At 46.2% G+C, this 26,692-nt stretch carries 23 protein-coding genes and 1 riboswitch; of the genes, 22 read left to right on the top strand and 1 reads right to left on the bottom strand.

The annotated features are described in order from the left end of the window. Nucleotides 1-8 precede the first annotated feature (8 nt). The 11 genes from L3V30_RS01165 (at nt 9) to luxU (ending at nt 15,276) form a co-directional block, all read left to right on the top strand. Nucleotides 9-323, top strand: a complete 315-nt coding sequence (locus L3V30_RS01165; RefSeq protein ID WP_141179921.1) for a DUF1799 domain-containing protein — start codon at nt 9-11, stop codon at nt 321-323. After that, nucleotides 313-3,327 (top strand): tape measure protein, encoded by a 3,015-nt coding sequence (locus tag L3V30_RS01160; RefSeq protein WP_237308117.1) that lies wholly within the window; start codon nt 313-315, stop codon nt 3,325-3,327. Before L3V30_RS01165 ends, L3V30_RS01160 begins: the two co-directional genes overlap by 11 nt. After that, nucleotides 3,317-3,784: a hypothetical protein gene (locus L3V30_RS01155; protein ID WP_237308116.1), complete on the top strand. Its 468-nt coding sequence runs from the start codon at nt 3,317-3,319 to the stop codon at nt 3,782-3,784. The genes L3V30_RS01160 and L3V30_RS01155 overlap by 11 nt, the downstream gene beginning before the upstream one ends. Continuing rightward, nucleotides 3,784-5,940 carry a sialate O-acetylesterase gene (locus L3V30_RS01150; RefSeq protein ID WP_237308115.1) on the top strand — a complete coding sequence of 719 codons (2,157 nt, stop codon included), beginning with the start codon at nt 3,784-3,786 and terminating at the stop codon, nt 5,938-5,940. The genes L3V30_RS01155 and L3V30_RS01150 overlap by 1 nt, the downstream gene beginning before the upstream one ends. 107 nt (nt 5,941-6,047) lie before the next feature. Beyond that, complete coding sequence (locus tag L3V30_RS01145; protein ID WP_237308114.1) at nt 6,048-6,536, top strand: DUF1833 family protein; 489 nt, start codon at nt 6,048-6,050, stop codon at nt 6,534-6,536. A gap of 19 nt (nt 6,537-6,555) precedes the next feature. Further along, entirely contained in the window at nt 6,556-6,951 is a 396-nt protein-coding gene (locus L3V30_RS01140) for an NlpC/P60 family protein (RefSeq protein WP_237308113.1), read from the top strand. 1 nt (nt 6,952) lies between these two features. Further along, nucleotides 6,953-9,832, top strand: coding sequence for a host specificity factor TipJ family phage tail protein (locus tag L3V30_RS01135; protein ID WP_237308112.1), 2,880 nt, complete (start codon nt 6,953-6,955; stop codon nt 9,830-9,832). Nucleotides 9,833-9,986: 154 nt separating this feature from the next. Then, nucleotides 9,987-10,565, top strand: coding sequence for a hypothetical protein (locus tag L3V30_RS01130; RefSeq protein WP_237308111.1), 579 nt, complete (start codon nt 9,987-9,989; stop codon nt 10,563-10,565). 638 nt (nt 10,566-11,203) lie between these two features. Then, nucleotides 11,204-13,234, top strand: coding sequence for an excinuclease ABC subunit UvrB (gene uvrB, locus L3V30_RS01125; protein ID WP_065646646.1), 2,031 nt, complete (start codon nt 11,204-11,206; stop codon nt 13,232-13,234). A gap of 294 nt (nt 13,235-13,528) precedes the next feature. After that, nucleotides 13,529-14,935: a quorum-sensing sigma-54 dependent transcriptional regulator LuxO gene (gene luxO, locus L3V30_RS01120; protein ID WP_005396653.1), complete on the top strand. Its 1,407-nt coding sequence runs from the start codon at nt 13,529-13,531 to the stop codon at nt 14,933-14,935. Further along, complete coding sequence (gene luxU / locus L3V30_RS01115) at nt 14,932-15,276, top strand: quorum-sensing phosphorelay protein LuxU (RefSeq protein WP_012841577.1); 345 nt, start codon at nt 14,932-14,934, stop codon at nt 15,274-15,276. Before luxO ends, luxU begins: the two co-directional genes overlap by 4 nt. Nucleotides 15,277-15,386: 110 nt before the next feature. Here the strand turns inward: luxU and L3V30_RS01110 are convergent, their stop codons facing one another. After that, nucleotides 15,387-16,283, bottom strand: a complete 897-nt coding sequence (locus L3V30_RS01110; protein WP_006742807.1) for a YvcK family protein — start codon at nt 16,281-16,283, stop codon at nt 15,387-15,389. 175 nt (nt 16,284-16,458) lie between these two features. Next, nucleotides 16,459-16,593, top strand: a riboswitch (molybdenum cofactor riboswitch). Here L3V30_RS01110 and moaA point away from each other — a divergent pair. From moaA to L3V30_RS01055, 11 genes are all read left to right on the top strand, one after another. Further along, entirely contained in the window at nt 16,582-17,571 is a 990-nt protein-coding gene (gene moaA, locus L3V30_RS01105) for a GTP 3',8-cyclase MoaA (protein ID WP_006742808.1), read from the top strand. Its footprint overlaps the riboswitch before it by 12 nt. A 105-nt stretch (nt 17,572-17,676) precedes the next feature. Next, nucleotides 17,677-18,189 (top strand): molybdenum cofactor biosynthesis protein B, encoded by a 513-nt coding sequence (moaB, locus tag L3V30_RS01100; RefSeq protein ID WP_005396648.1) that lies wholly within the window; start codon nt 17,677-17,679, stop codon nt 18,187-18,189. A 26-nt stretch (nt 18,190-18,215) separates the two neighbouring features. Further along, entirely contained in the window at nt 18,216-18,695 is a 480-nt protein-coding gene (gene moaC, locus L3V30_RS01095) for a cyclic pyranopterin monophosphate synthase MoaC (RefSeq protein WP_152811871.1), read from the top strand. Beyond that, the gene (gene moaD, locus L3V30_RS01090; RefSeq protein WP_005396646.1) at nt 18,692-18,949 is read left to right on the top strand and encodes a molybdopterin synthase sulfur carrier subunit; all 258 of its coding nucleotides are present in this window, start codon (nt 18,692-18,694) and stop codon (nt 18,947-18,949) included. Before moaC ends, moaD begins: the two co-directional genes overlap by 4 nt. Nucleotide 18,950: 1 nt before the next feature. Then, nucleotides 18,951-19,406 (top strand): molybdopterin synthase catalytic subunit MoaE, encoded by a 456-nt coding sequence (moaE, locus tag L3V30_RS01085; RefSeq protein WP_237308110.1) that lies wholly within the window; start codon nt 18,951-18,953, stop codon nt 19,404-19,406. 533 nt (nt 19,407-19,939) lie between these two features. Beyond that, entirely contained in the window at nt 19,940-21,616 is a 1,677-nt protein-coding gene (locus L3V30_RS01080) for an ABC transporter substrate-binding protein (protein ID WP_005396644.1), read from the top strand. A 128-nt stretch (nt 21,617-21,744) separates the two neighbouring features. Further along, complete coding sequence (gene oppB / locus L3V30_RS01075; RefSeq protein WP_006742810.1) at nt 21,745-22,665, top strand: oligopeptide ABC transporter permease OppB; 921 nt, start codon at nt 21,745-21,747, stop codon at nt 22,663-22,665. A 15-nt stretch (nt 22,666-22,680) separates the two neighbouring features. Next, nucleotides 22,681-23,583 (top strand): oligopeptide ABC transporter permease OppC, encoded by a 903-nt coding sequence (gene oppC / locus L3V30_RS01070; RefSeq protein WP_237308109.1) that lies wholly within the window; start codon nt 22,681-22,683, stop codon nt 23,581-23,583. A gap of 27 nt (nt 23,584-23,610) precedes the next feature. After that, nucleotides 23,611-24,582 carry an ABC transporter ATP-binding protein gene (locus tag L3V30_RS01065; protein ID WP_005396641.1) on the top strand — a complete coding sequence of 324 codons (972 nt, stop codon included), beginning with the start codon at nt 23,611-23,613 and terminating at the stop codon, nt 24,580-24,582. Then, entirely contained in the window at nt 24,561-25,574 is a 1,014-nt protein-coding gene (gene oppF / locus L3V30_RS01060; protein ID WP_006742812.1) for a murein tripeptide/oligopeptide ABC transporter ATP binding protein OppF, read from the top strand. Before L3V30_RS01065 ends, oppF begins: the two co-directional genes overlap by 22 nt. Before the next feature lie 167 nt (nt 25,575-25,741). After that, nucleotides 25,742-26,689 (top strand): glutathione S-transferase family protein, encoded by a 948-nt coding sequence (locus L3V30_RS01055; protein ID WP_237308108.1) that lies wholly within the window; start codon nt 25,742-25,744, stop codon nt 26,687-26,689. The last annotated feature ends 3 nt before the right edge of the window (nt 26,690-26,692 follow it).

Genomic DNA, 26,692 nt, shown 5'->3' with positions numbered 1-26,692 from the left:
GCACGTTGATGCGCCGCCGTAATGCCACCAAAAGAGATGAAGACAGCTGGGAAGAAGAGTTAGCACTGTGGGGTGTTCAGGATATTCAGGACGCCCACGACGAACCTATTGAACTGTGGGAAGAGCACCTAGAAGTGGTGCAGTGGTGGATTTCCATTCCTGGTTTTCTCAAATTTAACGGCACCGCATGTCTGGGTATGGATGTGCTGGCCGTAAAAGCCGATATGGAGTTGTCTGACTCCACTTACTCGCCCGAGCAATATCAGAAGCTCAAAGTGATCGCCCGAACCTTGGCCGAGGAGCTGAACCAACGTGAACAATGATCTTAAATTCACCCTGCGCTTTGACGCTGAAAACAAGCAGTTTATCGGTCAGGTAAAACAAGCTGGCACTGCTGTTAACCAACTCGGTGGTGATGCGAGCAAAACACAAGGCAAGCTCTCGGGCCTTAGTCGAGAATCCGACAAGCTAACCGGAGAGATGGGGAGCCTGAAAAATCAGGTGCTCGGTTTAGCCGGTGGCTTCTCTGCTCTGTTTGCTGCCCAGCAAGCAAAAGACTCATTGGCGCAATACCAGGATATCCGCACTCAAATCACTGCCCTCGTTGGCGGCCAACAAGAATGGATCGAAACGGAGCAGTATCTAAACCAGGTTTCTGAAGACCACAATAAAACGCTCATCGCAATGGCGGGGAATTACGCCAGGTTAGCGAGCCTCCAAGAAGCTGGGTTGCTTACTCAGAATCAAGTCAGAGACATCTTTGAAGGCATGAGTAACGTACAAAGCCAGACTGGTGCTACAACAGACCAGCTTGGCAACTCGATGTACGGCCTGTCGCAAGCACTTGCCTCACCAATTGTCCGAGCTGAAGAGTTAAACCAGGTTGTTGAACCAATGCCTGGCTTACTAAACAAACTGGATAAAGCGGCAGGGTTAGCCTCAGGTGGTTTTCGTCAGATGATCGTTGACGGGCAGGTCACAAGCCAGTTTTTTAAAGAGACGTTGATTAAGGCACTTCAGGACTACGATGGCGCAGCCGCCAGAACGGCAGACAACGTTAGTGCTAAGTCGGCAGAAATGGCCCGTGCTTACCAACAGGCCGTCGTCGCGTTTGAGCAACCTATCTCGGATTCCTTCACAGTATTCGCAGAAAGCAGCGCAGGCGCATTAACGTTACTTGCCGAGAACGCTGACTTGGTAACCACGATTGTGGGTGTGTCCATGTCTGCTGCGATGGGCCGAGGTGCAGCTGCCGTCTACGTACTCACAACAGCAAAACTTCAAGCTATTGCGGCAACGCACAAACAAGAACAGGCTAATTATGCTGAGCTGAAATCTCTGGCAGCCAAACAGCAAATTGAAGTTCGTTACCTTGAAACGCTACGCCAATCGAATAACCAAAAATTTCGCGCTATCGGGGCAGAGTCTCAATTAACTGTAGCTCGTCAGCGTCTGGTGACTACGACAGGTGCGCTTGCCGCTGCACAAAGCCGTCTGAATATCGCCAGTCGCGCTGGTTCTGCTTTATTAGGAATATTGGGTGGTCCAGCCGGTATTGCCATGATGGCGGCAGGGGCTATCGGTTATTTTGCGTTGTCCAATTCAGATGCTGCAGACGAAACAGTTCGTTTCTCCGAAAGTATTGAATCCTTGCTTGGTCAAATGGATAAGCTCGAAGCCAAGAGACTTAACCAAGGTATGGCCGAGCGCATGGCTAGGCTGACTGAAGTTCAACTGAAAATTGAGACGCTCAATAATCAGCGCGGTACGAACAAAATAGAACAACGCAACAAGCAGCTTGCGGTGTTAAGAAGCGAAGAAAGCCAGCTACGTAAAGAAATCATCAGTCTTGAAGAAGAACTCGACGAAATTCGAACTCGACCACTCGATAAGCCTGACCCCGAAGATCTTCAAGACGAAAAGGTAACCGAATCCGCCAATAAGATGCTTGCTAACCTGCAAAAGCAAAATGCGCTTTATGGTCAAACTACTCATGCAGCAAAGCTTAAGTATGAATTGGAGCACGGTTCTCTCAAGGGTATCAATGAAGAGTTAGCTAAAAAGCTAATGCTTGAAGCGCAATCGCTCGACGCTAAAGAAGCGACTAAAAAGGACAAAAAAGACACTGCCGCAATTGATGCGTTTTACGCTCAAACCGACGAATTAGAGAATGCTTGGTTGCAAAGGCTAGCGATTGAATCTGATTACGAAAACAGAGCGGTTATCCAGGAGCAATACGCCTATCAGGCTCGCTTGGATGATATGGAAGAACACTATCAAAAAGCGGTTGCTAATGCGCAAAACAACCAAGAAATACTATCTGAACTGAAACAAGAGTATCGACTACAGCAGGAGATCGCGGAAGCTGACCACCAAACTCGTTTACGAGAAATAGAAAACGAGATTCAAGCGCAAAGAGAAGAAGATAACCAAGGCTTTTGGGATCGTTATCTTGAGTCAATGCAAAGCAATCTGATGAATGTCGACCAGTTGGCCGCAAACACGATAGATAGCTTTTCTTCCGGGATGGGAACAGCTTTCGAGCGAATGTTGTTTGACTCTGAGAATCTGGGTGATGCCATGACTAATTTAGCTGATGGCATGAGCCGAAGCTTTGTTAATGCCTTAGGCCGTATGGCATCTGAGTGGCTTGCTTATCAGTTAGTTCAAAAGCTTGTCGGTATGGAAACGGCGACTGCGAGTGCTATGGCCGTGTCGACACAAGCGCAAGCTATGTCGCTGATGGCTGGTTTAAACGCCTATGCCTCTACCGCTGCAATACCAATTACTGGCCCACTAATGGCTCCAGGAGCAATGTCATTAGCACTAACTGCCACTGCTCCTATAGCTGCGTCGGTATCAGCACTGGCTTTTAGTGGAATTCTAGGCCAAGCCCACGATGGTATTAACCGTGTACCAGGAGAGAACGAAGGTACTTGGCTACTTAAAGCAAACGAGATGGTACTTAACCCAACTCAGGCCGATAACTTCCGCTGGATGGTCGATATGATGCAGCAGATGAAAGCCATGATGGGAGCTGCGATGACTGCATCTGCTAGCGCACCTGCGGCAAACGACAGTGCGGTATCAGTCAATGTCTCTGGCGTTGACCGTTCTGATAATAGCTCGACTAACAATGTTGGAAGTGATTTATACCTTACCCTCAATCTGGTTGAGGATGCTTCTCGTGCCGGTACTGTGGAGCAGTCCAGTGATGGTGACATGACCACCTTAGATATCAAGGTCGCCAAGCTAATGCAATCGTCATCCACGCAAACCGCTCAGGTCATGCAAACCCGATACAGGATACAGCAATATGGCGGCTAAGTTCTCTTACCCTGAAGGGTTACCGCGACCACTGCTCACCGATATGAGCTTAAACCAGTCCACGGGCGTATTGGTCACCGAGTTTAGCACCGGACGAAAACGCGCCAGAAAGCTACCGAACCGGCCATCTGAAATGAAAGCCACCTGGATGCTGAAAACCAGCATGGCAAATTTATTTGAATCGGCTCTCGATAACTGGCTGCTCGGTCGCTGGTTTTTAATGGATATTAAAACGCCGTTCAGCGATGACCTGCAGCAATGCGAAGTTTTAATCACCCAAGACCCTAGAGACAAGCGCAAACCAGTCAATGCCAAGTTCTGGGAGTACACAGCAACAGTGCAAATCAAGAAAGTGCCACAACTTGATGAAGGTACTCTGCTAGACACCATGCTGGCCCCGAACACTTTTGCTGAGCTGATTGCTCAACTAGAAACCACCATGATGGAGTTACCTTAATGTCCAATTTCCCTGATTTATTAATCGCTTTTGACGAAGCAGTGGAAGCACTAAAAGTTAAGTTGAGTCAGGACGCCTCAAGTACAACCACTTATAACGGTGAGTTAATTCAGTCGATTGCAAAAGATATTGCGGATAGATGGGCTGATATTAACGCTATGGTGCAGGGGCGGCTGACATACGAGACAAAGGCGGCGATGGATACTGCCGGCGCACCACCTGCCGGAGAGCTGGCGGAAGTTTGGAACGACAGCACATTAACTAACAATGGTCTTTATGGTTGGACAGGTACTGCGTGGGAAAAGTCAAAGTATGACAACATCGAGGGCATCAGGAACGATTTAGATCCGTACAGACAGGCAGCGCTACCAAATATCATCAAAGAGCCAGGTAATACCACAAAAGAGCGATGGACGCCGGTTTCTGCAACGCTTGATGTGGTGAATTACGCTGGAACGAAATGTTTTCGTCAAACAGGCTCGGGCACTGTTGACTATGATGTGCCTCTGGATTCACTGGATGACTTTGTGTTTCAAGTCTATCTGCATCATAAGCCAGCCACAACAACAGGTCGTTGGCAGTGCTTTGTTTTGCAATACTCGGATGAAGGCGGTAGTGGACACACGTCGGGAACGGAGCTTTCTGAATCTAGGACGATATTCAGCCCTGGGTATAGTGAAGTTAACGATGTGCTATACAATCAGATCATCACGCCTAACCCACTTGCAAAGCGGCTTGTGATCCGCTGTAACCACAATGGTGAAGACCACACAACGTACTATGGCCGATTTCTATTAACTCACGACCTGGAAGGGCAGTACCGAAACCCACAGGTAGATCTTGACTCCATGCTTGCTGATCTAGAACAAAACAAGACAGATATCTCAAATGTTCAGACCGACATCGATCAGTTATCCAATCAAACTACATCGATTAGAGCAGATTTAGATCAGGTTTCTGAAAGTGTCATTCCAGTTGAAAGGAATGCTGTTGTTGCGGATATCAATCACATTATAGTTTCAGGGCAGTCATTGGGTGTTGGTGTCGGCTCATCCCCGCATCTAACACTTAGCCAGATATATGACAACCTTATGCCAAATACTGGGCAGCATGACGGTAACGCAGACAGTCAGGGGATCACCTCTTCCCCGACCAGTACGAGTTTTGTTGATTTGATATCATCTGGCCCGGGTGAAACCGTTGCTGCCGGTGGTGCTAACGTCGTGACAGCACTTGGTGCCACTGGCCAACAACTCGCCTCAAACAATGCTCGCGGTGGGTATTCAATTGCTGGGTTGGTCAAAGGGACTGACTATTATAACTGGGGCATCGAGCAAGTTTCATTGTATCAAGGGCTCTCGAATGCAATAGGAAAAACGTTTGTCCATCAGGCGATTTGGTGGCTGCAAGGGGAATCTGATTCATCTAACACCGTCACTCAAGCATATTACAAAAACGCGCTTACCACCCTTATTGATGATTGGAATCTAGATATATCACAATCTCACAGAGTACCGCTGTTGACGTATCAAATGGCATCACACTGCGTTCGAAACGTCACCGCCGATCCTGGCGTTCCTCTCGCGCAATTAGCGGCATCAAATGAGCACTCAGATATTTATTTGGTCAGTCCAACGTATCATTTAACGTACAACGCAGATGATGTGCACCTTCCATCACACAGCACAAGATGGCTAGGTCACTATTTTGCCAAGGTACATTATCGTGTTTGCGTTCTCGGAGTCGATTGGAAACCGCTATCTCCGAAAGCAGTGAGACAACAAGGTGCCCTCATTGATATTGAGTTTCATGTGCCGGTGCCGCCATTGGTATTTGATAATGTCGCTGTGTCAGACCCAGGTGATTATGGATTTGCAGTGGAGAAAGTCAGCGATGGTTCTGAGGTTGGCATTGCGTCCGTGTCTTTGCGTGGTAGTACAGGTGTCAGACTCGTCTTAACGTCAGACCCTGGTGAGGCTGTAACGGTTAACTATGCACTGGGCAAGGTGGGTGACAAAACAGGGCCAATTGATGGCGCGCGTGGTTGTTTGCGAGACAGTGACGGGATGGTGTCGCTTTACAATGATGCTAATGGTGACCCCTATAAGCTGTACAACTGGTGTGTCATGTTCAGCGAGAACGCTGTGAGTTACTAAATAAAAGCTATGACCTAGCATTCGCCGCGCCATCGATGTCTGATGGCGCGTAGCGAATCGCCATGATGCTCACTAGTTCGGTCCATTCTTAAAATGAGATTTATCCTATGTCTCAAGCCCTAAAACAATACCACGCCAGTGCCGGACCTGATGACAAGCTGATCACCCTGCAATTATCCTCGACCGCCTTTGCCACTCGTTATCTGGTTTCGGCGTTTGAGGATGTTACTGCCACTTTGGAAGATGAAACCCAAGTGACCTTTGAAGCTACAGGGTTGTCGGTGAATTTGCCCAAGTCCGCCACCGGCGCTGAAATGGAATTGCAGTTCGGTATTGATAACGTCACCGGTGAAGCGCGCCAGCTGATAGAGGCGGCGCGCAAAGCCCGAGCTGATGTGTTTATTACCCTGCGACATTATATGGCCTCGGATTTGTCAGCACCGGCTGGCAAACCGATAAAATTCAAAGCCACCACAGCGGCCACCACGCGTACCAATTGCAGTGTGTCTGCTGGTATCGGCTACCTCAGCAACTCCGCTTGGCCGCGTGAACGGTTTACCGTCGAATACGCCCCTGGTCTGGCGACCATATCGTAACTACTCAAAAGGGTTTGCTATGAATACCGATGAAGTGATCGACATGGCGCTTCGCGTCCCGTATGTGCCAGGCGGCCGCGATCTGGATGGGTGGGATTGCTATGGCTCCGTTCGTTGGGTGTATTACCAACTCACTGGCGTATTGATGCCAGAGTTTCCCGCAATCAGCCACAAAGAGTCCATGACGACCCAGCGCGCGGCGTGGTCCGTACATGAGCATGTGGAAGAGTGTGAGTTTAAGCCACTGGCATTGGCTGCGCAGTACAAAGGCCGACGCTGGGAGCATATTGGATTGGTGCTGCCCGACCGTCGAATTATTCATGCATGTGATGACATCAACGAAACCACTATCCACCGCCGGAGTATGTTTGAAATGCTCAAGCCTGTGACCAAGTATTACCAATGGAAAAACTAACATGGCCAACCTGATTGTTTATCCTGATGCGGCCGATATAACGGTTCGAGAAATTAACCAGATTCATGAGCCCACATTTAAAGCCTATCTCGATCATCATATCCCTGGCTGGGATAAAGGCCCAACGGGGCATCAATTAAAGAACCCTCGCTTTGTAGCCACCATCAATGGTCAGGTATTTAATCCTAAAGAGTGGGGAACCAGAGTCTTACTCGACGGTGACACGATTGATGTTGTGCTTACTCCAAAATTCACGCCAGTCGAATGGGTGATGATAGTCGTGTCGGTGATCAGCGCGGCATATTCCGTTTACACCATGAACAATATGAACCAGCTTGGTTCAAACTCTAGTACGGTGCCAACCGGCAAAAATATCTACGACATTAACGTTCAGGCGAATAAAGCGGAATTAATGGGCATCCGGTCTCAGTGGTTTGGCCGTCACCAATCAGTGCCGAGTTATCTTTGCAGTCCGTATAAGTATTACAACGAGAACAATGAGCAGGTTCTCGCCGTTATGCTGCATGTGGGGGAAGGGTATTATCAGGTATCGTCAACTGGGATCACCATTGCCAATACGCCCATTAGTCGTCTGAGTGACGATGTAGACTGGCAATTGTTTGAGCCAGGTGATGACGTCACCACGCATGAGGCCCATCGAAATATCTACACGGCGGAAGAGGTCGGCGGGACGGACAGTACCAGCGGTCTGGATTTTATCGGCCCTAGTGCCTCGGTGTCATTTGGCTCTGAAGATGCTGACATGACTCTGATCCTAAGTGACGACACCGTGCTTGTTCAGGTGCTCATTACACGCACCGTTTATAATGGTGGCGATCGTGATAATGAGACGAGGAGCTACTGGCAAAATAAAAACCTCAACTGGGCAGATGGCACCACGTTTACCATCACCGGCATTTCGTCCACATCAGTCCTGATTGATGACATTGTCGAGATTGTTGATACTGGTAACGATGAAACGACTGGCGACCCACTGCCAGATAAGATTGTGGGTAAAGGGTTTAGTGTCCTCAGCGTGGGGCAGGAAATCCAGTTATCTGGCGCTGGATCGAATGATTCCACTTATACCGTGGCGACCGTGTCTGATACGGAGTTGACCTTAAAAGATACGGATGGCAATGACGTGACCAGCCTGACTCCTGCGACCAGCGTGACGGTTAAAATCACGACTACCAGTACGGATGATGGTCTTTACCAGATTGTCTCCACCGATTCTGATTATAGGATGACCGTGATCCGCGTTGGTGATGAGGACTGGACCGGCTTTATAGGTGGAACGTATACCAATAATATTTCTCTGGATGTAACCAGCGACACGTTGCCAGATTATCAGTTGGGTCCTTATGTCGGATGCCCAGAGGGTTATACCACCGATTATATTGAAATTGACATGCTGCGCAGCTCGGGTTGGGGCTACTACGACAGCAAAGGCAGGTTGCAAAATCACACCGTCGATTGGGAAGTCTGGGTCCGTGATGCGGATTTAGGGGAACTCGATACCTGGCAGGTGTTCCCATTCAGCTACACCGATAAGAGTTATGACCAAGTCGGACAAACGCACCCTATCACGCTGCAAAGTGCGATCAGGCCAGAGGTTATGCTGGTCAGGAAAACCAAGTCGTATGATGACACCAAGTATCTGGATAAGCTGCAGTGGATGCGCTTAAAGAGCAAGCTCCCCACAGCCTCCAGTTACGCGAACAGCACTGTGCTGGCTATGTCTATTCGTTCAGACTCTAATCTTTCCTCGTCGGCCACCAACAAGATCAAGGTATTGCAAACCCGAAAACTGCCGGTACCGGATGGGGCGGGGGGCTGGACCACAGAGCTGCAAGCAACCCGAGACATCGCCCCAGCGATACGCTATATCGTGCACAATTCTGGTGGTTCTGATGATGACATCGATATGGACGAACTGCTGTGGATGCACGAAAACGTGTGGTCGCCAGCCGAGGAGTATTTCGATGGTGGATTTGTCGATGAGGGAACCATTTACACCACACTTAAAACCGTCCTGCAGGCGGGTATGGCGGAGTTTTGTTTCGACATTGGCAAAATCCTGCCTAAGCGACTGTTTGAGAAAACAAGTTCTGGTCAACCGTACACTCCAGACGTCATGAAAGGAGATGGGTTAACGATCACCACCACACTGTATGACCCCGACCAGAACGAAGGGTTAATTGTGTATTACATGGACCCGACCGACTGGACCACCAACAGTGTGAAGTGTTGGCTTGGCGATAAGAACGCGATCACCAAGTGGGGAGAGCTGGAGCTTACTAAAGGCGTCACCTCAAGAACGCGCGCCTGGCGCATTGGCATGCGAATGCTGCGCCGTTCTCAGGGCGAAAAAATCAATTATTCGTTTGACACTGAAATGGATGCGCTCAATTCCACCTACCTTGACTATGCTGAGTTGTGTGATGACTTGCCGAACTTTGGCCAGTTTGGAGAAGTAGTCGACTGGCAGGTGGTCCGCAACAGCAATGATGAATTAGTGGCTCAAATTACCGTAGATCGGGATTTAGAATGGACCGTGGGTGAGTCTCACTATATGACCATTCAACGTCATGATGGTACGGGCAATGGGCCTTTTGTCGCAACGAAAGTGAGTAACCGAGAGGTCATGCTCAGTGGCCAGCTTGACTTTATCCCCGACCTGACCGGAAAAATAGAGCCCCCGCTTTGGTTGTTTGGTGATGCAACTCGCTATTCAGAGCCTGCGGTGATTACCTCTATAACGCCTAACATCAACAACGACAAGACCAAGTGTAGTGTTAAAGCTACCAACTACGTGGCTGACATGTTTAAAGACGATAACAACCTCCCGCCAGCTCCTGGGGTTACTTGGTGGGAGTAGTTACGTCCTTAAGAGGAAACGCATAGGTGAGGTGGTAAAGGCGTTCTTTGCTGCGCCTGTACGGTTTATTTCATAAAAGTATGATATTTTGATATTGCGTAGTTGCATATACGCATTAAAAAACAATTAATCATCAAATTATTCAGAGATAACAATGAAAAAAACAACCTTTCTAATAGCAGTGGCAGCCTTGGCTGGGTGTGCTTCAAATGACTACAAACAGATGAGTGTGGGTAGTGGTTTATCAGAGCAATCGCTAAAGGCTAACTGTGAGCAAATAACCTGTATATACGACCAATTAAAAGACAATGTCCAAGCAACCGCAAATGACCAGAACATCATGTTCGCCTTGAGTGGTATTGAGTCCCGAACTATAGAATTTACTTGGGTTAGTAACAGTAACCAAATTATAGCGGAAGTCTTTAACGTTACCTTGTATGGAACGTGGAACTTCTCTGATAGCGCAGAAATTTATGTCGGCAAAGAAATGGTAGCGAAAATCTCAGGCACCAAGAACAGTTATGTTGGTACTTGGAATGATGCTGCTCAAGAGCATGAAAAGATTGAAACGGTTAGAGATGTTATCTCGGTCGAACAGGCTGAGAAAATTGCCAATGCTAACTACGAGGAAATCACTATCCGCTTTTATGGTAAAAATGGATATAAAGACGTTAAACCACAACGGGAAAACAACCTAGTTAATGTAGTTAACTTAGTAAAAGCAGGTGTTTAAATTCAGCTCCTGCAGCTGAGTGCTGAGATTCAGCTCCAACTATAAACCGCGCAAATTGAAAACGACTATGTTTTTTATTTTGTGCGGTTTTGTTTTTCAAACCGCGCGACGGGCTACACCAAACTACTGTCAACAGTAAAAAAATACATTTTTAGCAAAAAATATTGAGGGAAGGGCTTTACTTTTCTGTACTGCTTGTCCGTAAAGGGGTGAGGTTACTTATCCACTAATTTTGTGGATAACTATGTTGATGAGATCTGAGTAAAGATCTTTTATATGCAACCTGGTTTTTATTTAGTGAATTTTTAATCAGAGTTATACAGAGAATATGCAATTAAAACATAGATTTATTGATGTTAAGCAAAATGTATTCAAGGTGGATAAAAATCTAGCTTTTGGGGATAAAGAGTGTTTAGGCCAATTTTTGGGGAAAAGTTGTGGAAACTGCAATGTGAAGAATGGGTGTGGCTCTTCAGCTAGGGCGAAGTACTATATCAGAGTAGGTTTTGTATGGCTATAGCATTCTAGACAAACAAGAAAATTTATTAACAATGGTGGGTAAATTTTCAATAGACGTAGATTTCATTGGCTAAGGTGTATATATATACAGCCAAAGCGCAGTAAAGTTGAGGAAGGGTATGAGTAAAGTCTATGAATTGGTCTCCGATTATCAGCCATCGGGTGACCAGCCGGGAGCGATCAAGCAGCTGCTTGAGGGGCTCGATGCTGGACTGGCACATCAAACACTATTGGGGGTAACGGGATCGGGTAAAACGTTCACACTAGCGAATGTTATCGCTCAAGCCCAGCGACCTGCAATATTACTTGCTCCAAACAAAACGCTCGCAGCGCAATTATATGGCGAGATGAAATCATTCTTTCCCAATAATGCGGTGGAGTACTTTGTTTCCTACTACGATTACTACCAGCCTGAAGCTTATGTCCCGACGACGGATACTTTCATTGAAAAAGACGCATCGGTTAACGCTCACATAGAGCAAATGCGCCTTTCCGCAACGAAAGCACTATTGGAACGTAAAGACGCGATTATCGTTGCGTCTGTTTCTGCTATCTATGGTTTGGGTGACCCAGAATCTTACTTGCAAATGATGTTGCACTTACGTCGCGGTGACGTGATTGATCAGCGGGACATGCTACGACGTTTGGCAGAGCTACAATATTCGAGAAATGACGTGGCATTTGAGCGAGGACAGTTTCGGGTTCGTGGCGAAGTGATTGATATCTTTCCAGCGGAATCAGACCAAGACGCAGTTCGTGTCGAAATGTTTGATGATGAAATTGACTGCATCAGTGTTTTTGATCCATTGACTGGTGTGGTGAAACAGCGAGATTTACCACGCTACACCATTTATCCTAAGACGCACTACGTGACACCAAGAGATCGTATTCTTGAAGCGATTGAAAATATTAAGGTTGAATTAGAAGTACGCAAAAAACAGCTTCTAGACAACAACAAGCTACTGGAAGAACAGCGTATTAGCCAGCGGACTCAATTCGATATCGAGATGATGAATGAGTTAGGTTTTTGCTCAGGTATCGAAAACTATTCTCGCTATCTCAGCGGACGCTCGGAAGGCGAGCCGCCACCGACATTGTTTGATTACTTGCCTCATGACGGTTTGTTGATCATCGATGAATCTCACGTGACGGTGCCGCAGATTGGTGCCATGTATAAAGGTGACCGCTCTCGTAAAGAAACGCTAGTGGAGTTTGGTTTTCGCTTACCTTCTGCGTTAGATAATCGTCCGCTCAAGTTTGAAGAGTTTGAAGCGTTAGCTCCGCAGACGATTTTTGTCTCTGCGACGCCAGGAAATTATGAACTAGAAAAATCTTCAGGCGATGTAGCGGATCAAGTTGTTCGTCCAACAGGCTTGCTTGACCCAGAATTGGAAGTTCGCCCAGTGGCGACCCAAGTAGACGACTTGTTGTCTGAAATTCGCCTCCGTTCTGCTAAAGATGAGCGAGTTCTAGTGACAACATTGACCAAACGAATGGCCGAAGATCTCACTGAGTACTTGCACGAACATGATGTTAGGGTTCGTTACTTACACTCAGATATTGATACCGTAGAACGTGTGGAGATCATCCGTGATCTTCGTCTTGGCGAGTTTGACGTGCTGGTGGGAATTAACTTGCTACGAGAAGGCTTGGACATGCCTGAAGTTTCGCTGGTTGCAATATTGGATGCAGATAAAGAGGGCTTCTTGCGCTCCGAGCGTTCACTGATTCAGACCATTGGTCGTGCTGCGCGAAATCTTGAAGGTAAGGCGATCTTGTATGCTGACCGAATCACCAACTCCATGAAAAAGGCGATGGATGAAACCAACCGCCGCCGCGAGAAGCAGAAAGCTTACAATGAAGAAATGGGCATTTCGCCGCAAGCGCTCAAACGAAATATCAAAGATATTATGGAATTGGGCGATATTACCAAGTCTAAACGTCAGCGTAATACTAAACAGGTACCGTTGTCGAAAGTGGCGGAGCCTTCGCAAACATACGAGGTCATGTCTCCTCAACAGTTGGAAAAAGAAATCAGTCGACTTGAGGCGGCAATGTATCAGCACGCGCAAGATTTAGAGTTTGAATTGGCGGCGCAAAAGCGTGACGAGATTGAAAAACTAAGAGCGCAGTTCATCGCAAATAGTTAAAAATAAGCTTAATGATCTAGCTTAGCCAAGTGTTTTAGATTGCTTGCAAAAAAAAGAAGCCAATAGGCAGTCGGGTCTATTGGCTTGTTTTGTGAACATCTCGTTCACTAACAACGTCAGTTGGCTAGGTGACCCGAGGGGTCACTAAACTATCAGCATGGTTTATGCCATTTTTTAAATAATTGATATTATTTTTGAATCCTTTCTCTTCCCCATAATTTAGCTAATGTTATTTGCAAAATGCAAAGCGTAATGCGATTATTGTTTAAAACACAACAAAATATTAGCTAGGTTATGCAACAAAAATCTGAAGGTCCTAAATCTCGTTACCTTTTAATGGTTGAGGATACCGCATCTGTTGCGGCACTGTACCGCTCATACCTGACACCGCTTGGTATAGATATCAATATTGTCGGTACAGGTAGGGATGCCATTGAAAGTCTCAACCATAGAATTCCAGATCTTATTCTGCTCGATCTTCGTCTGCCAGATATGACGGGGATGGACGTTTTACACGCTGTAAAAAAGAGTCATCCAGACGTACCTATTATTTTTATGACCGCTCACGGTTCTATCGATACCGCGGTAGAAGCAATGCGTCATGGCTCTCAAGACTTTTTGATCAAACCGTGTGAAGCAGACCGTTTACGTGTCACGGTTAACAATGCGATTCGTAAAGCGACTAAGCTAAAAAACGAGGCTGATAACCCGGGAAATCAAAGTTATCAAGGCTTTATTGGCAGTAGTCAAACAATGCAACAGGTTTACCGCACGATTGATTCAGCAGCGAGCAGTAAAGCGAGTATCTTCATCACTGGTGAAAGTGGTACGGGTAAAGAGGTATGTGCCGAGGCAATCCATGCGGCAAGCAAGCGTGGTGACAAGCCTTTTATTGCGATTAACTGTGCTGCAATTCCAAAAGATTTGATTGAGAGTGAGCTGTTTGGTCACGTGAAAGGCGCTTTTACTGGCGCAGCAAATGATCGTCAGGGTGCAGCGGAATTAGCGGATGGTGGCACACTTTTCCTTGATGAACTGTGTGAGATGGACTTAGATTTGCAAACCAAATTGCTGCGATTTATTCAAACCGGCACGTTCCAAAAAGTGGGCTCATCAAAAATGAAGAGCGTGGATGTTCGCTTTGTTTGTGCAACTAACCGTGATCCATGGAAAGAGGTACAAGAAGGTCGATTCCGTGAAGATTTGTACTATCGTTTGTATGTCATTCCTTTGCATTTGCCGCCTTTACGTGAACGAGGTGAAGATGTCATTGAAATTGCATACTCACTGTTAGGCTATATGTCGCACGAAGAAGGAAAAAGCTTCGTGCGTTTTGCGCCTGATGTAATCGACCGATTTAATAGCTATGAGTGGCCAGGCAACGTTCGTCAGTTACAAAACGTGCTGCGCAATATCGTTGTTCTAAACAACGGTAAAGAAATCACGTTGGATATGTTACCGCCACCGCTGAATCAACCGCTTGACCGTCCGTCTTCTGTGGCGAAATTCATTGAGCCGAAAGTGATGACTGCGTCTGAGATTATGCCGTTGTGGATGACAGAAAAAATGGCGATAGAGCAAGCGATTGAAGCGTGTGATGGCAATATCCCCCGAGCGGCGGGATACCTTGATGTCAGTCCGTCGACGATTTACCGCAAGTTACAGGCTTGGAATGGCAAGGAAGAGCGGCAAAAAGTATGAGTGTGAATGTATTAAATCAGCAAAAAATCGATGAACTGTCGATGGAGATTGGCAGTGATAATGTTCCTGTTTTACTCGATATTTTCTTAGGGGAGATGGATACCTACATCGAGAATTTATCTCAGTTTCAAGGGACAGAGCGATTGCGTTACCTCAAAGAAATCAGTCACGCGTTAAAAAGCAGTGCAGCGAGCTTTGGAGCAGACCGTCTTTGTCAATTGGCGATGTCGATAGATAAAAAAGCCAAAGCAGGTGAGTTAGCTGAAGAGTCAGACGAGTTAAAAACGATGTTCGATCTTTTGCATGAAACACGCGACGCTTACCGTGATTGGCAGCAGTAATGCGCTGTTCTAATGAGGCTCTTACACAAAACCCTTCACTTGAGTGAAGGGTTTTTTCATTGCTGACAGCGAGTAAACTTGAAGCTATCCCCTAGCTTTAGAGGGCTTTTTTAAATTGAAAGCCTTAGCTGGCTTTCAATAGCGAGCTTGAGTTTATCTCGGTCGTGACGCCAATCTCGGTTCGACGAAGCTAACGATTCCGTCACTACATTCCACTGGCTCAATACTTCTTGCTCGGTTTCCTCTGCTAGAACCACGTCTATCTTCCTACCTTGGCAGGCACGCTCACACCATTCTAATTTTTGTGCCATGGTCATTCGTCCGGCTGGGCCGTACTCTGGACTCAAGTTGGCAACGAAAATGACTTTTGCTTTCTCATTGGCGGCAATGGCTTTGCCGAGCTCAGGCAACAGCAAAGGAGGCATGATGCTGGTTAAAAAGCTGCCAGGACCAAGAATAATAGCGTCTGCTTCTGCCAGTGCAGTCACTGCTTCTTTAGTTGCAGGAACTTCTGGTGATAGATCGAGACGGCGTAAATCGGTGTCCATCTCGTCTACATTCGTTTCTCCCGTGACCCATTTTCCATCCACGGATAACGCGGAAAGATCGGAAGGGTGTTCAGACATAGGAAGAATGTTAACGTCGACTTTTAACATGTTTCGAATCAGATTGATGGCATCTAACGGTCTGACCGATAAGTTATCGAGCGCCGTAAGCATCAAGTTACCGAGGTTATGACCATCAAGCTCGCCAGTACCTTTGAAGCGATATTCAAACATCATTGAACTGATCGACGGCTCTGTGATCAGCTGATTAATGCAGTTCCGTGTGTCGCCCCAGGCGATTCCACCTTGGCAGTGACGAATTCTTCCTGTTGAGCCACCATTGTCTGTTGTGGCGACAATGCCAGTTGCATTGCCGCCAAAATCCCGTAGTGCGGCCAACATTCGACCTAAGCCATGACCACCGCCAACAGCGACCACTTTTTTATCCGTGTAGATATTCATTACGTTCTTCTAATAATCTTTTAAAAAACGGCTACAATTTATCTTAAGGAGTGCTTGAAAGGTACTCACTTAGTGGTAAATTGTGTCTCTAGAGAGTTTTTTATCACTCAAGTCTGGATTCCAGTACAAATATTAAGTATTTTACACCGCAAAGCTATCAGAGGTTTCATATCTCTGGTTGCCATAACTCCGAGCTCACTATTGCTAAGTCCGAGGATAAGCGTTTTGAGCCAGTGGCGTACTGTCACAAGGGCATGATTGGAAATGGCCATGCCTCCCGTGTTTGGAAAGGTGTTCCGTGGCGCAACAATTCGAAGACAAATTTCATCGTAAGTTCTATTACTTGCGTCTGTCTGTGACCGACGTATGTAATTTCAAATGTACCTATTGCCTTCCTGATGGCTATAAGCCTTCAGGCAATAAAAACTCGTCTTTTTTATCTCTTCCTGAAATCAAACGGGTCGTAAAAGCGTTTGCTGATTGTGGCACGTCAAAAGTGCGCATTACTGGCGGTGAACCAAGTTTACGCAAAGATTTTACCGACATTATCCACTCAGTGGCGACGACGCCTGGTATCCAAAAAGTTGCAACTACGACCAATGGTTACCGCATGGCGAAGCAAGTCGCAGACTGGCGTGAAGCGGGCTTAACTCACATCAACGTCAGCGTGGACAGCCTTGATCCGCGCATGTTCCATCAAATCACAGGTGAAAATAAGTTTACTGAAGTCATGAATGGTATCGAACGTGCGTTCGAGGTCGGTTATGAGCAAGTAAAAGTTAATGTGGTGTTGATGAAAGATCTGAACCATCACGAGCTGCCAGCGTTTCTTAACTGGATAAAAGATCGTCCAATCCAACTGCGCTTCATCGAATTGATGCAAACGGGTGAGATGGATGATTTATTCAATAAGCATCATGTGTCCGGCGTAGCAATTCGTAATCAGTTGATTGCAAACGGTTGGCTGCTTAAAGTGCGCTCTCATAATGACGGCCCCGCGCAAGTGTTTGTTCATCCAGATTACAAGGGTGAAATTGGCCTGATCATGCCTTATGAAAAAGACTTTTGTGAGAGCTGCAACCGACTACGCGTCTCTGCGATGGGTAAGCTGCATCTGTGTTTGTTTGGAGACCACGGTGTAGAACTGCGTGATCTATTGGAACGTGATGAGCAAGAAAGCGAGCTTATTGAACGCATCCAAGCGCAGTTACAAACTAAGTCGGTGAGCCACTTCTTGCACGATGGTAATACGGGTATGACGCCACATCTGGCGTCTATCGGCGGCTAAATCAACTCAAATTTTGTAGGGAAAGCTTATTTATAGGCTAGCTTTCCCTCGCTTTTCTAGAATCGATACCAAACGTATCAAAGTTAAAAGAGAATAGGTGAACACATGGGTCACGCTGAAAGCAAATTTCAACCTGCAAATATTGCCGTTCTAACGGTATCTGACACTCGTACCGAAGAAAACGATACCTCTGGTCGCTACCTTGTTGAACACGCTCAAGAAGCGGGTCACAATGTTGTCGATAAGCAAATTGTTATTGATGACATGTACAAAATTCGCGCAATTGTTTCTCAGTGGATTGCGGACGACAATGTCCAAGCGATCATGATTACTGGTGGTACAGGGTTCACGTCACGTGACAGCACGCCAGAAGCGCTGAAGCCTCTGTTTGATAAAGAAGTAGAAGGTTTTGGTGAGTTATTCCGCATGGTGTCTTACGAAGAAATTGGTACGTCAACGATCCAATCGCGTGCAATTGCAGGTTTTGCTAACCATACAGTTATCTTCGCAATGCCTGGTTCAACTGGCGCGTGCCGCACTGGCTGGACGAAGATCATCAAGCAGCAGTTAGATGCAAGCCATCGCCCTTGTAACTTCATGCCGCACCTATCTGTATAACCTTTCCTAAAAGCGAAGGAAAAATAATGACTCAATTTACCCATATCAACGCGTCTGGCGAAGCCAACATGGTCGACGTGTCTGTAAAAGCTGAAACGGTTCGTGAAGCACGTGCAGAAGCATTTGTTCACATGGCCCCAGAAACCTTGCAACTGATTGTTTCCGGGCAGCATCATAAAGGTGATGTGTTCGCGACGGCTCGAATTGCTGGTATCCAAGCTGCAAAGAAAACGTGGGATTTGATTCCACTTTGTCATCCTCTGCTGCTTTCTAAAGTCGAAGTTCAGTTGGAGGCTATTGAGTCAGAAAACAAAGTTCGTATTGAATCTGTTTGTAAGCTTGCAGGTAAAACGGGCGTAGAAATGGAAGCGCTCACGGCTGCTTCTGTTGCTGCACTGACGATTTACGATATGTGTAAAGCGGTGCAAAAAGACATGGTTATCGGTCAAGTTCGTCTCCTAGAAAAGACGGGTGGAAAATCTGGACACTTCAAGGCGGAATCATGATTAAAGTACTTTTTTTTGCTCAGACTCGTGAGCTGATTGGTATCGACAGTGTCGAATTAGATGATCAATTTGAAACGGTTGAAGCGATTCGCGCACATCTCGTGGAAGAGGGCGCTGATAAAAATGGTAAGTGGGATTTGGCTTTAGAGCCAGGAAAGCTACTTGCTGCTGTTAATCAATCTATTGTCCCACTTGATACTGAAGTAAAAGCGGGGGATGAAGTTGCATTTTTCCCACCGGTAACCGGAGGTTAAGATGGACCCACGCGTCTCTGTACAAGTTGAAGACTTTTCCGTTGATCACGAATATCAACGTTTATCCGAAGGTACGGCTGCTGGTGCTGTCGTAACATTCATTGGTAAAGTTCGAGATATGAACCTTGGCGATAATGTTGTTGCTTTGCACTTGGAGCACTACCCAGGCATGACTGAGAAGAGCTTGAGCGACATTTGCGATCAAGCTGAATCACGTTGGCCATTATTGGGCGTACGCGTGATTCATCGCGTTGGTGACATGGATAGTGGTGATCAAATCGTCTTTGTTGGTGTTTCAAGTGCACACCGCGGAGCAGCATTTGATGCTTGCGAGTTCATTATGGACTACTTGAAAACCAAAGCACCATTTTGGAAGAAAGAACGCACGACGAATGAAGATCGTTGGATTGAGTCGCGCGATACTGATCACCAAGCTGCACGGCGTTGGGAAAAATAGAACCCACTCCTCATTCTAGTGAAAAAAGCTAAGTGTCAATGGCACTTAGCTTTTTTTTGTACTTATCTTCATAATTCTGCTCATTTGACTTCAACACAACCCGTACTCGCTCTGGTGATATTCTTCACAATAAAAGTTTTTAGCCCAATATATAAACAATTATTTGTTAGACTTCATTTGTCATAAATGTTAAATAATATGTAAATATCTAGCATAAGATGCTATCAAATGGTTTAAATGTAGATTAATCGAAAGTTTTGTCTGTGGAATGTCGCTTCTGGTCTCCATTTGGCTGGTGAATACTTTTTGATTAGAGTTTACTGCTAGATATGTGTGGTTTAGTCAGGATTATTGGTTTTTTTGCTACATTTTTATGGCAAATTACTTCAATGATTGCTAATGTGTGCCGCAGTCTTTGTAAGGTTTTAGGCTTTTGTGCTCAGAAAATGCACTAAAAAAATCTAAAACTCTGACCGTTCCAGGCCCTTACAAAGAAGTCATGGATGCTAACGAAAAAATTTGGAGTTTTACGCATGTATAAGAATAAAATCACGCGCGCTTTATTTATTGGTGCTGGTCTTTCTCTCGCTTTAGCTGGTTGTGGCGAAAAGCCTGCAGAGAAACAAGCTGCTGAGCCTGCTCCGGCTCCAGCCCCTGAAGCTAAATCTGATTCTAAAGAGCCAAAACTTGCTGCTGTTCAAGAATTGGTGCGTGGTAACGGTACAGAAGTTGCGACAATAGACCCTCATAAATCTCAAGGTGTTCCAGAATCCCACGTGATTCGCGATCTTCTTGAAGGCCTAGTAAACCAAGATGCGGACGGTAACACTATCCCTGGTGTTGCAGAATCTTGGGAAACTGAAGACAACAAAACATACACTTTCCACCTACGTGAAGACGCAAAATGGTCTAACGGTGATCCTGTTACTGCAGGTGATTTTGTATACAGCTTCCAACGCGCAGTCGACCCAGCAACCGCTTCTCCATACGCTTGGTACATGGAATACACCAAGATGAAGAACGCAAAAGACATTGTTGCGGGTAAAAAAGACAAGAGTGAGTTGGGTGTTAAAGCGGTTGACGACCACACGTTAGTGGTTGAGCTAGACACTGCTGTACCATACTTTGTGATGATGATGGGCCACACAACAGTGAAGCCTGTTCACCAAGCAACCGTTGAAAAGTTCGGCGATCAATGGACGAAGCCTGAGAACTTTGTAGGTAACGGTGCTTATGTTGTTGACAACTGGGTTGTAAACGAGCGTTTAGTTCTAAAACGTAACGAACAATACTGGGACAACGAAAACACGACGCTTGATCAAGTTACTTTCCTACCAATCGAAAACCAAGTAGCGGAAATGAACCGCTTCCTAGCAGGTGAAATCGACTTCACGAATGAACTGCCTACAGAGCACTTCAAGCGTTTGAAGCAAGAGCATCCAGAAGACGTGTCTGTATCGGGTAACTTATGTACTTACTACTACATCTTCAACACGAAGAAAAAGCCGTTTGATGATGTTCGCGTACGTAAAGCGATTTCTTATGCGATTGACCGTAATATCGTGACTGATGCGATCCTAGCACAAGGTCAAAAGCCAGCTTATTTCCTAACGCCTGAAATCACGGCGGGTTTCAACCCAGAAATCCCTGCATACGGCAAAATGACGCAAGAAGAGCGTAACGCTGAAGCGGCGCGTCTATTGGAAGAAGCGGGTTACGGCGCAGACAATCCTCTTGAATTTAACCTTCTATACAACACGTCAGAGAACCACAAGAAACTTGCGGTTGCACTGGGTTCAATGTGGAAGAAGACGCTTGGTCTAGACGTTACGCTAGAAAACCAAGAGTGGAAAACTTACCTATCTACCAAAGATTCTGGCAACTTTGAGGTTGCTCGTGCAGGTTGGTGTGGCGACTACAACGAAGCTTCATCTTTCCTAACGCTGATGATGAGTAATAACACTACTGGTGGTATTCACTACGACAGCAAAGAGTACGATGCAATCATGAACAAAGCATTTGCTTCAACTTCTGACGAAGAGCGTCAAGCGCTTTACCTAGAAGCTGAGAAGTTGATGGCAAAAGATATGCCAATCGCACCTATCTACCAGTACGTGAAATCACGTCTACTATCACCGAAAGTTGGTGGCTTCCCAGTCAATAACGCGGAAGACAAGATTTACTCTAAAGATCTCTACATCACAGAGTAATTCGTAACTCGATAGAACTATAAAAATGAGGCTCTACATGTGAGAAATTGCATGTAGCGCCTATCTTTAGTCCAAAAGAATTGGACGACTTCTTTAATTTAACTGTCACAGACTGAAAGAGTGAGTTTATGCTTAAATTCATCGCAAAAAGGATATTTGAGGCGATCCCAACAATGTTGGTTTTGATCACCGTATCTTTCTTTCTTATGCGCTTTGCACCGGGAAACCCTTTCTCGACAGAGCGTCCATTGCCACCCGAAGTAATGGCAAATATCGAAGCTAAATATGGCTTGGATAAACCTGTATTTGAACAATACACCACGTATTTGACCAATGTTATCCAAGGGGATTTCGGGCCGTCATTTAAATACCTTGATTACTCGGTTAACGAGCTGATCGCGGTAGCCTTACCGGTTTCGGCTAAAGTGGGCTTCATCGCCTTTATCTTTACCCTGATTATGGGGGTTACCGTCGGTACCATTGCTGCGCTCAAGCAGAATACTTGGATTGATTACACCATCATGTCGACAGCGATGCTCGGCGTGGTAATGCCTTCTTTTGTATTGGCACCTGCGCTTATCTATCTATTCTCGCTTCACTGGAATATCTTCCCTGCGGGCGGTTGGCAAGATGGTAGCTGGCAGTATTTAGTGCTTCCTGTCATTGGTATGTCACTACTGTATGTTGCAACCTTCGCTCGTATTACGCGTGGTTCGATGATCGAGACACTGAACAGTAACTTTATTCGTACGGCTCGTGCTAAAGGTCTAAGCTACCGTTACATCATCATCAAGCACGCTCTTAAGCCGGCACTTCTCCCTGTTGTTTCTTACATGGGTCCTGCTTTCGTAGGTATCATCACTGGTTCTGTTGTTATCGAAACCATTTTTGGTCTACCAGGTATTGGTAAGCTATTCGTTAACGCTGCGTTTAACCGTGACTACTCGCTAGTAATGGGTGTAACCATCCTGATTGGTTTCCTATTCATTTTATTCAACGCGATTGTAGATATTCTACTTGCAATGATTGACCCGAAAATTCGCTACTAACAGGGACGTTTGGTTATGTTAACGAAAAAAGAAAACCTAGAAGCGATTGAGAAGTTCTCCGAAAACTTGGAGATTGAAGGTCGCAGTCTTTGGCAAGATGCTCGTATCCGTTTTATGCGCAACAAAGCGGCAATGGTGAGCTCATTCCTTCTTGTTCTAATGACGTTGGCGGTGATTATTCTGCCAATGATCGCACCGCACACCTTTGATGATACTGACTGGTACGCGATGCACGTTGCACCGAATGCTGACCATTGGTTTGGTACTGACAGCCTAGGCCGTGATTTATACGTGCGTACGCTAATTGGGGGTCGTATTTCGTTGATGGTGGGTGTTATGGGCGCATTTGTAGCGGTACTGATTGGTACGCTCTACGGCGCAGCATCTGGTTTCATCGGCGGTAAAGTTGACCGCGTAATGATGCGTATTCTAGAAATTTTATACGCGGTACCGTTTATGTTCCTGGTAATCGTACTGGTAACATTCTTCGGTCGTAACATCATGCTGATCTTCGTTGCGATTGGTGCTATCGCATGGCTAGATATGGCGCGTATCGTACGTGGTCAGACACTCAGCTTACGTAGCAAAGAGTTCATCGAAGCTGCACATGTGTGTGGTGTTAGCAACTGGAAAATTATCACTCGTCATATCGTGCCGAACGTACTGGGTATTGTAGCGGTTTACTCTACGCTGCTTATTCCGAGCATGATCCTGACGGAGTCATTCCTATCATTCCTTGGTCTTGGTGTTCAGGAACCGATGACAAGTTGGGGCGCGCTTCTACAAGAAGGTGCACAGACAATGGAAGTGGCAATCTGGCAGCTGGCATTCCCAGCCGTGTTCATGGTTGTGACGCTATTCTGCTTCAACTACGTTGGTGACGGCCTGCGCGATGCGCTGGATCCAAAAGACAGATAATTAAAAGATAAGATTAAGGAAGCAATGATGAGCTTATTAGATGTCAAAGATCTGCGCGTCGAATTCACCACGCAAGATGGTATCGTAACCGCAGTAAACGATTTGAACTTCTCTCTCAACCAAGGCGAAACCTTAGGCATCGTTGGAGAGTCGGGGTCAGGTAAATCTCAAACCGTATTCGCAATCATGGGCCTGTTGGCTAAGAACGGTATTATTTCTGGTAGCGCAAAGTTTGAAGGCAAAGAAATCTTAAACTTACCAGAAAAAGAACTGAACAAAGTTCGCGCTGAACAGATCGCAATGATCTTCCAAGACCCAATGACATCGCTGAACCCTTACATGAAGGTAAGTGACCAGTTGATGGAAGTGCTTATGCTACATAAAGGCATGGGCAAAGCGGAAGCATTTGAAGAATCAGTACGCATGCTGGAAGCGGTGAAAATCCCTGAAGCGCGTAAGCGTATCACGATGTACCCGCATGAGTTTTCAGGCGGTATGCGTCAGCGTGTAATGATCGCGATGGCGTTGTTATGTCGTCCTAAACTGCTTATTGCCGATGAGCCAACAACAGCACTTGATGTGACGGTTCAAGCACAGATCATGGACCTGCTTAATGAGCTTAAAGACGAGTTCAACACGGCGATCATCATGATCACGCACGACCTTGGTGTTGTTGCAGGTTCGTGTGACAAAGTGCTGGTGATGTATGCAGGTCGTACGATGGAGTACGGCAACGTAAACGAAATCTTCTATAATCCAAGCCACCCTTATGCAGAGGGTCTGTTGAAAGCGATCCCTCGCCTTGATACGGAAGGTGAAATTCTGCCAACCATTCCTGGTAATCCACCAAACTTGCTTCGTCTACCACCGGGCTGCCCTTATCAAGAGCGTTGTCACCGAGTGATGGATCGTTGTAAGCGGGAAGCGCCAATTCTGACTCCATTTGGTGATGGCCGTCAGCGCGCATGTTTTTCTGAATGGGAGGCTTGGAACAAATGAACGCAGTAGATAAAAAGCTAATTCTGGACATTTCAGAGCTGAAAGTTCACTTCAGCATTGCGTCAAAATCGGCATGGCCGTGGTCAAAGCCTTCAAGCCTAAAAGCGGTTGATGGGGTGAACGTTCGACTATACGAAGGGGAAACACTTGGTGTAGTAGGCGAGTCAGGTTGTGGTAAATCGACGTTTGCGCGCGCCATCATCGGTCTTGTTGAAGCGACGGATGGCGAAGTAGTTTGGTTGGGTCAAGATCTAACTAAGATGAAAGACGTCCAACGTCGTGAAACGCGTAAAGAAATCCAAATGATTTTCCAAGATCCTTTAGCTTCTCTTAACCCACGTATGACGGTTGGCGACATTATTGCTGAGCCTCTTGAAACGTTCTACCCAGAACTGTCTAAGCAGGAAGTGAAAGACCGCGTTAAAGAGATGATGGCGAAAGTGGGTCTACTACCAAATGTGATCAACCGTTATCCGCACGAGTTCTCGGGTGGTCAGTGCCAGCGTATCGGTATTGCGCGTGCGCTTATCCTTAAGCCTAAGATGATCATCTGTGATGAACCCGTATCGGCGCTTGATGTATCTATTCAAGCTCAGGTTGTTAACCTGCTTAAAGAGATTCAAAAAGAACTAGGCCTTTCTCTGGTATTCATTGCGCATGACTTGTCAGTGGTTAAACACATCTCAGATCGTGTTTTGGTCATGTACTTGGGTAATGCTGTCGAACTCGGTGAGGCGGAGGCGCTGTTTGCTGATCCTAAGCACCCATATACACGCGCATTGATGTCAGCGGTTCCGATTCCGGACCCGAACATTGAGCGCAGTAAGAAAATCCAAATGCTGGAAGGCGACCTTCCTTCGCCGATCAGCCCACCATCGGGTTGTGTGTTCCGCACTCGTTGCCCACAAGCAACCGAAGAGTGTGCGAAGACGAAGCCAACGATTCAAGGCAACGACGTTCACGCGGTATCTTGTTTGCACGTTAGTGTATAAATTCAGCCTGTGACGGGCTTAAGCGCGACACCTTCATCGGGTCGCGCTTTTTTTATGCATCTGATTTATACATTCGAATTTCTTGAACATGATGTCCTAAGTTCAGTGATTTTCTGTTTGATAGGAAACGCTAATATAGACATAAACAGAATGAGAGGAGCGCAATCATGGGTAAGTTGGTCGAAGGTGTTTGGCATGACGTCTGGTATGACACAAAGTCAAATGGTGGCAAATTTGTGCGTGAAGATGCCGGATTCCGTAACTGGGTTAAAAACGAACCTGATGCGGAGTTTAAACCAGAGTCTGGTCGATACCATTTGTATGTCTCTCTTGCTTGTCCTTGGGCACACCGAACGCTCATCTTCCGCAAGCTGAAAGGCTTAGAACCCCATATTGATGTCACGGTTGTTTGCCCTGATATGTTAAGCCAAGGCTGGCAAATGGGGCTCCCTGAGCCACTATTTGGTCACACTCGTATGCACCAAATCTACACGCAGGCCAAACCAGATTACACAGGCCGTGTAACTGTGCCTGTGCTTTGGGATAAAAAGACCAATACGATTGTGTCGAATGAGTCGTCAGAAATTATTCGTATGTTTAACTCGGAGTTCAATGAGTTAACAGGAAACCACGATGACTATTATCCAGAACAGCTAAAGCATGTTATTGACGAGTGGAACGATTTTGTTTATCCAAACGTCAACAATGGAGTGTATCGCTGTGGTTTTGCGACCACGCAAGAGGCATATGAAGAAGCATTCGATTATTTATTTACTGCGCTAGATAAAATCGATTCGCACCTAGCGACGCATCGTTATTTAGCGGGGAATACTATTACTGAGGCTGATTGGCGTTTGTTTACGACTCTGATCCGTTTCGATGCCGTGTATGTGGGTCACTTCAAATGTAACAAGCAGCGCATCGCAGACTACGAGAATATTCAAGGATACTTAAAAGAGTTGTATCAAGTCGAAGGCGTCGAAGAAACCACGGATTTCTACCATATTAAACGTCACTACTATTTCAGCCACACTAGTATTAACCCGACGCAAGTCGTACCCAAAGGGCCTGATTTAGACTTAAACTCTCCTCATGGAAGAGAAATAATTAGCTAGTTT

Source organism: Vibrio sp. A1-1 (assembly GCF_021728175.1).
GTDB lineage: Bacteria > Pseudomonadota > Gammaproteobacteria > Enterobacterales > Vibrionaceae > Vibrio > Vibrio diabolicus.
Note: the sequence above shows the minus strand (reverse complement) of the source record. Positions and strands in the feature narration are given on the sequence as shown.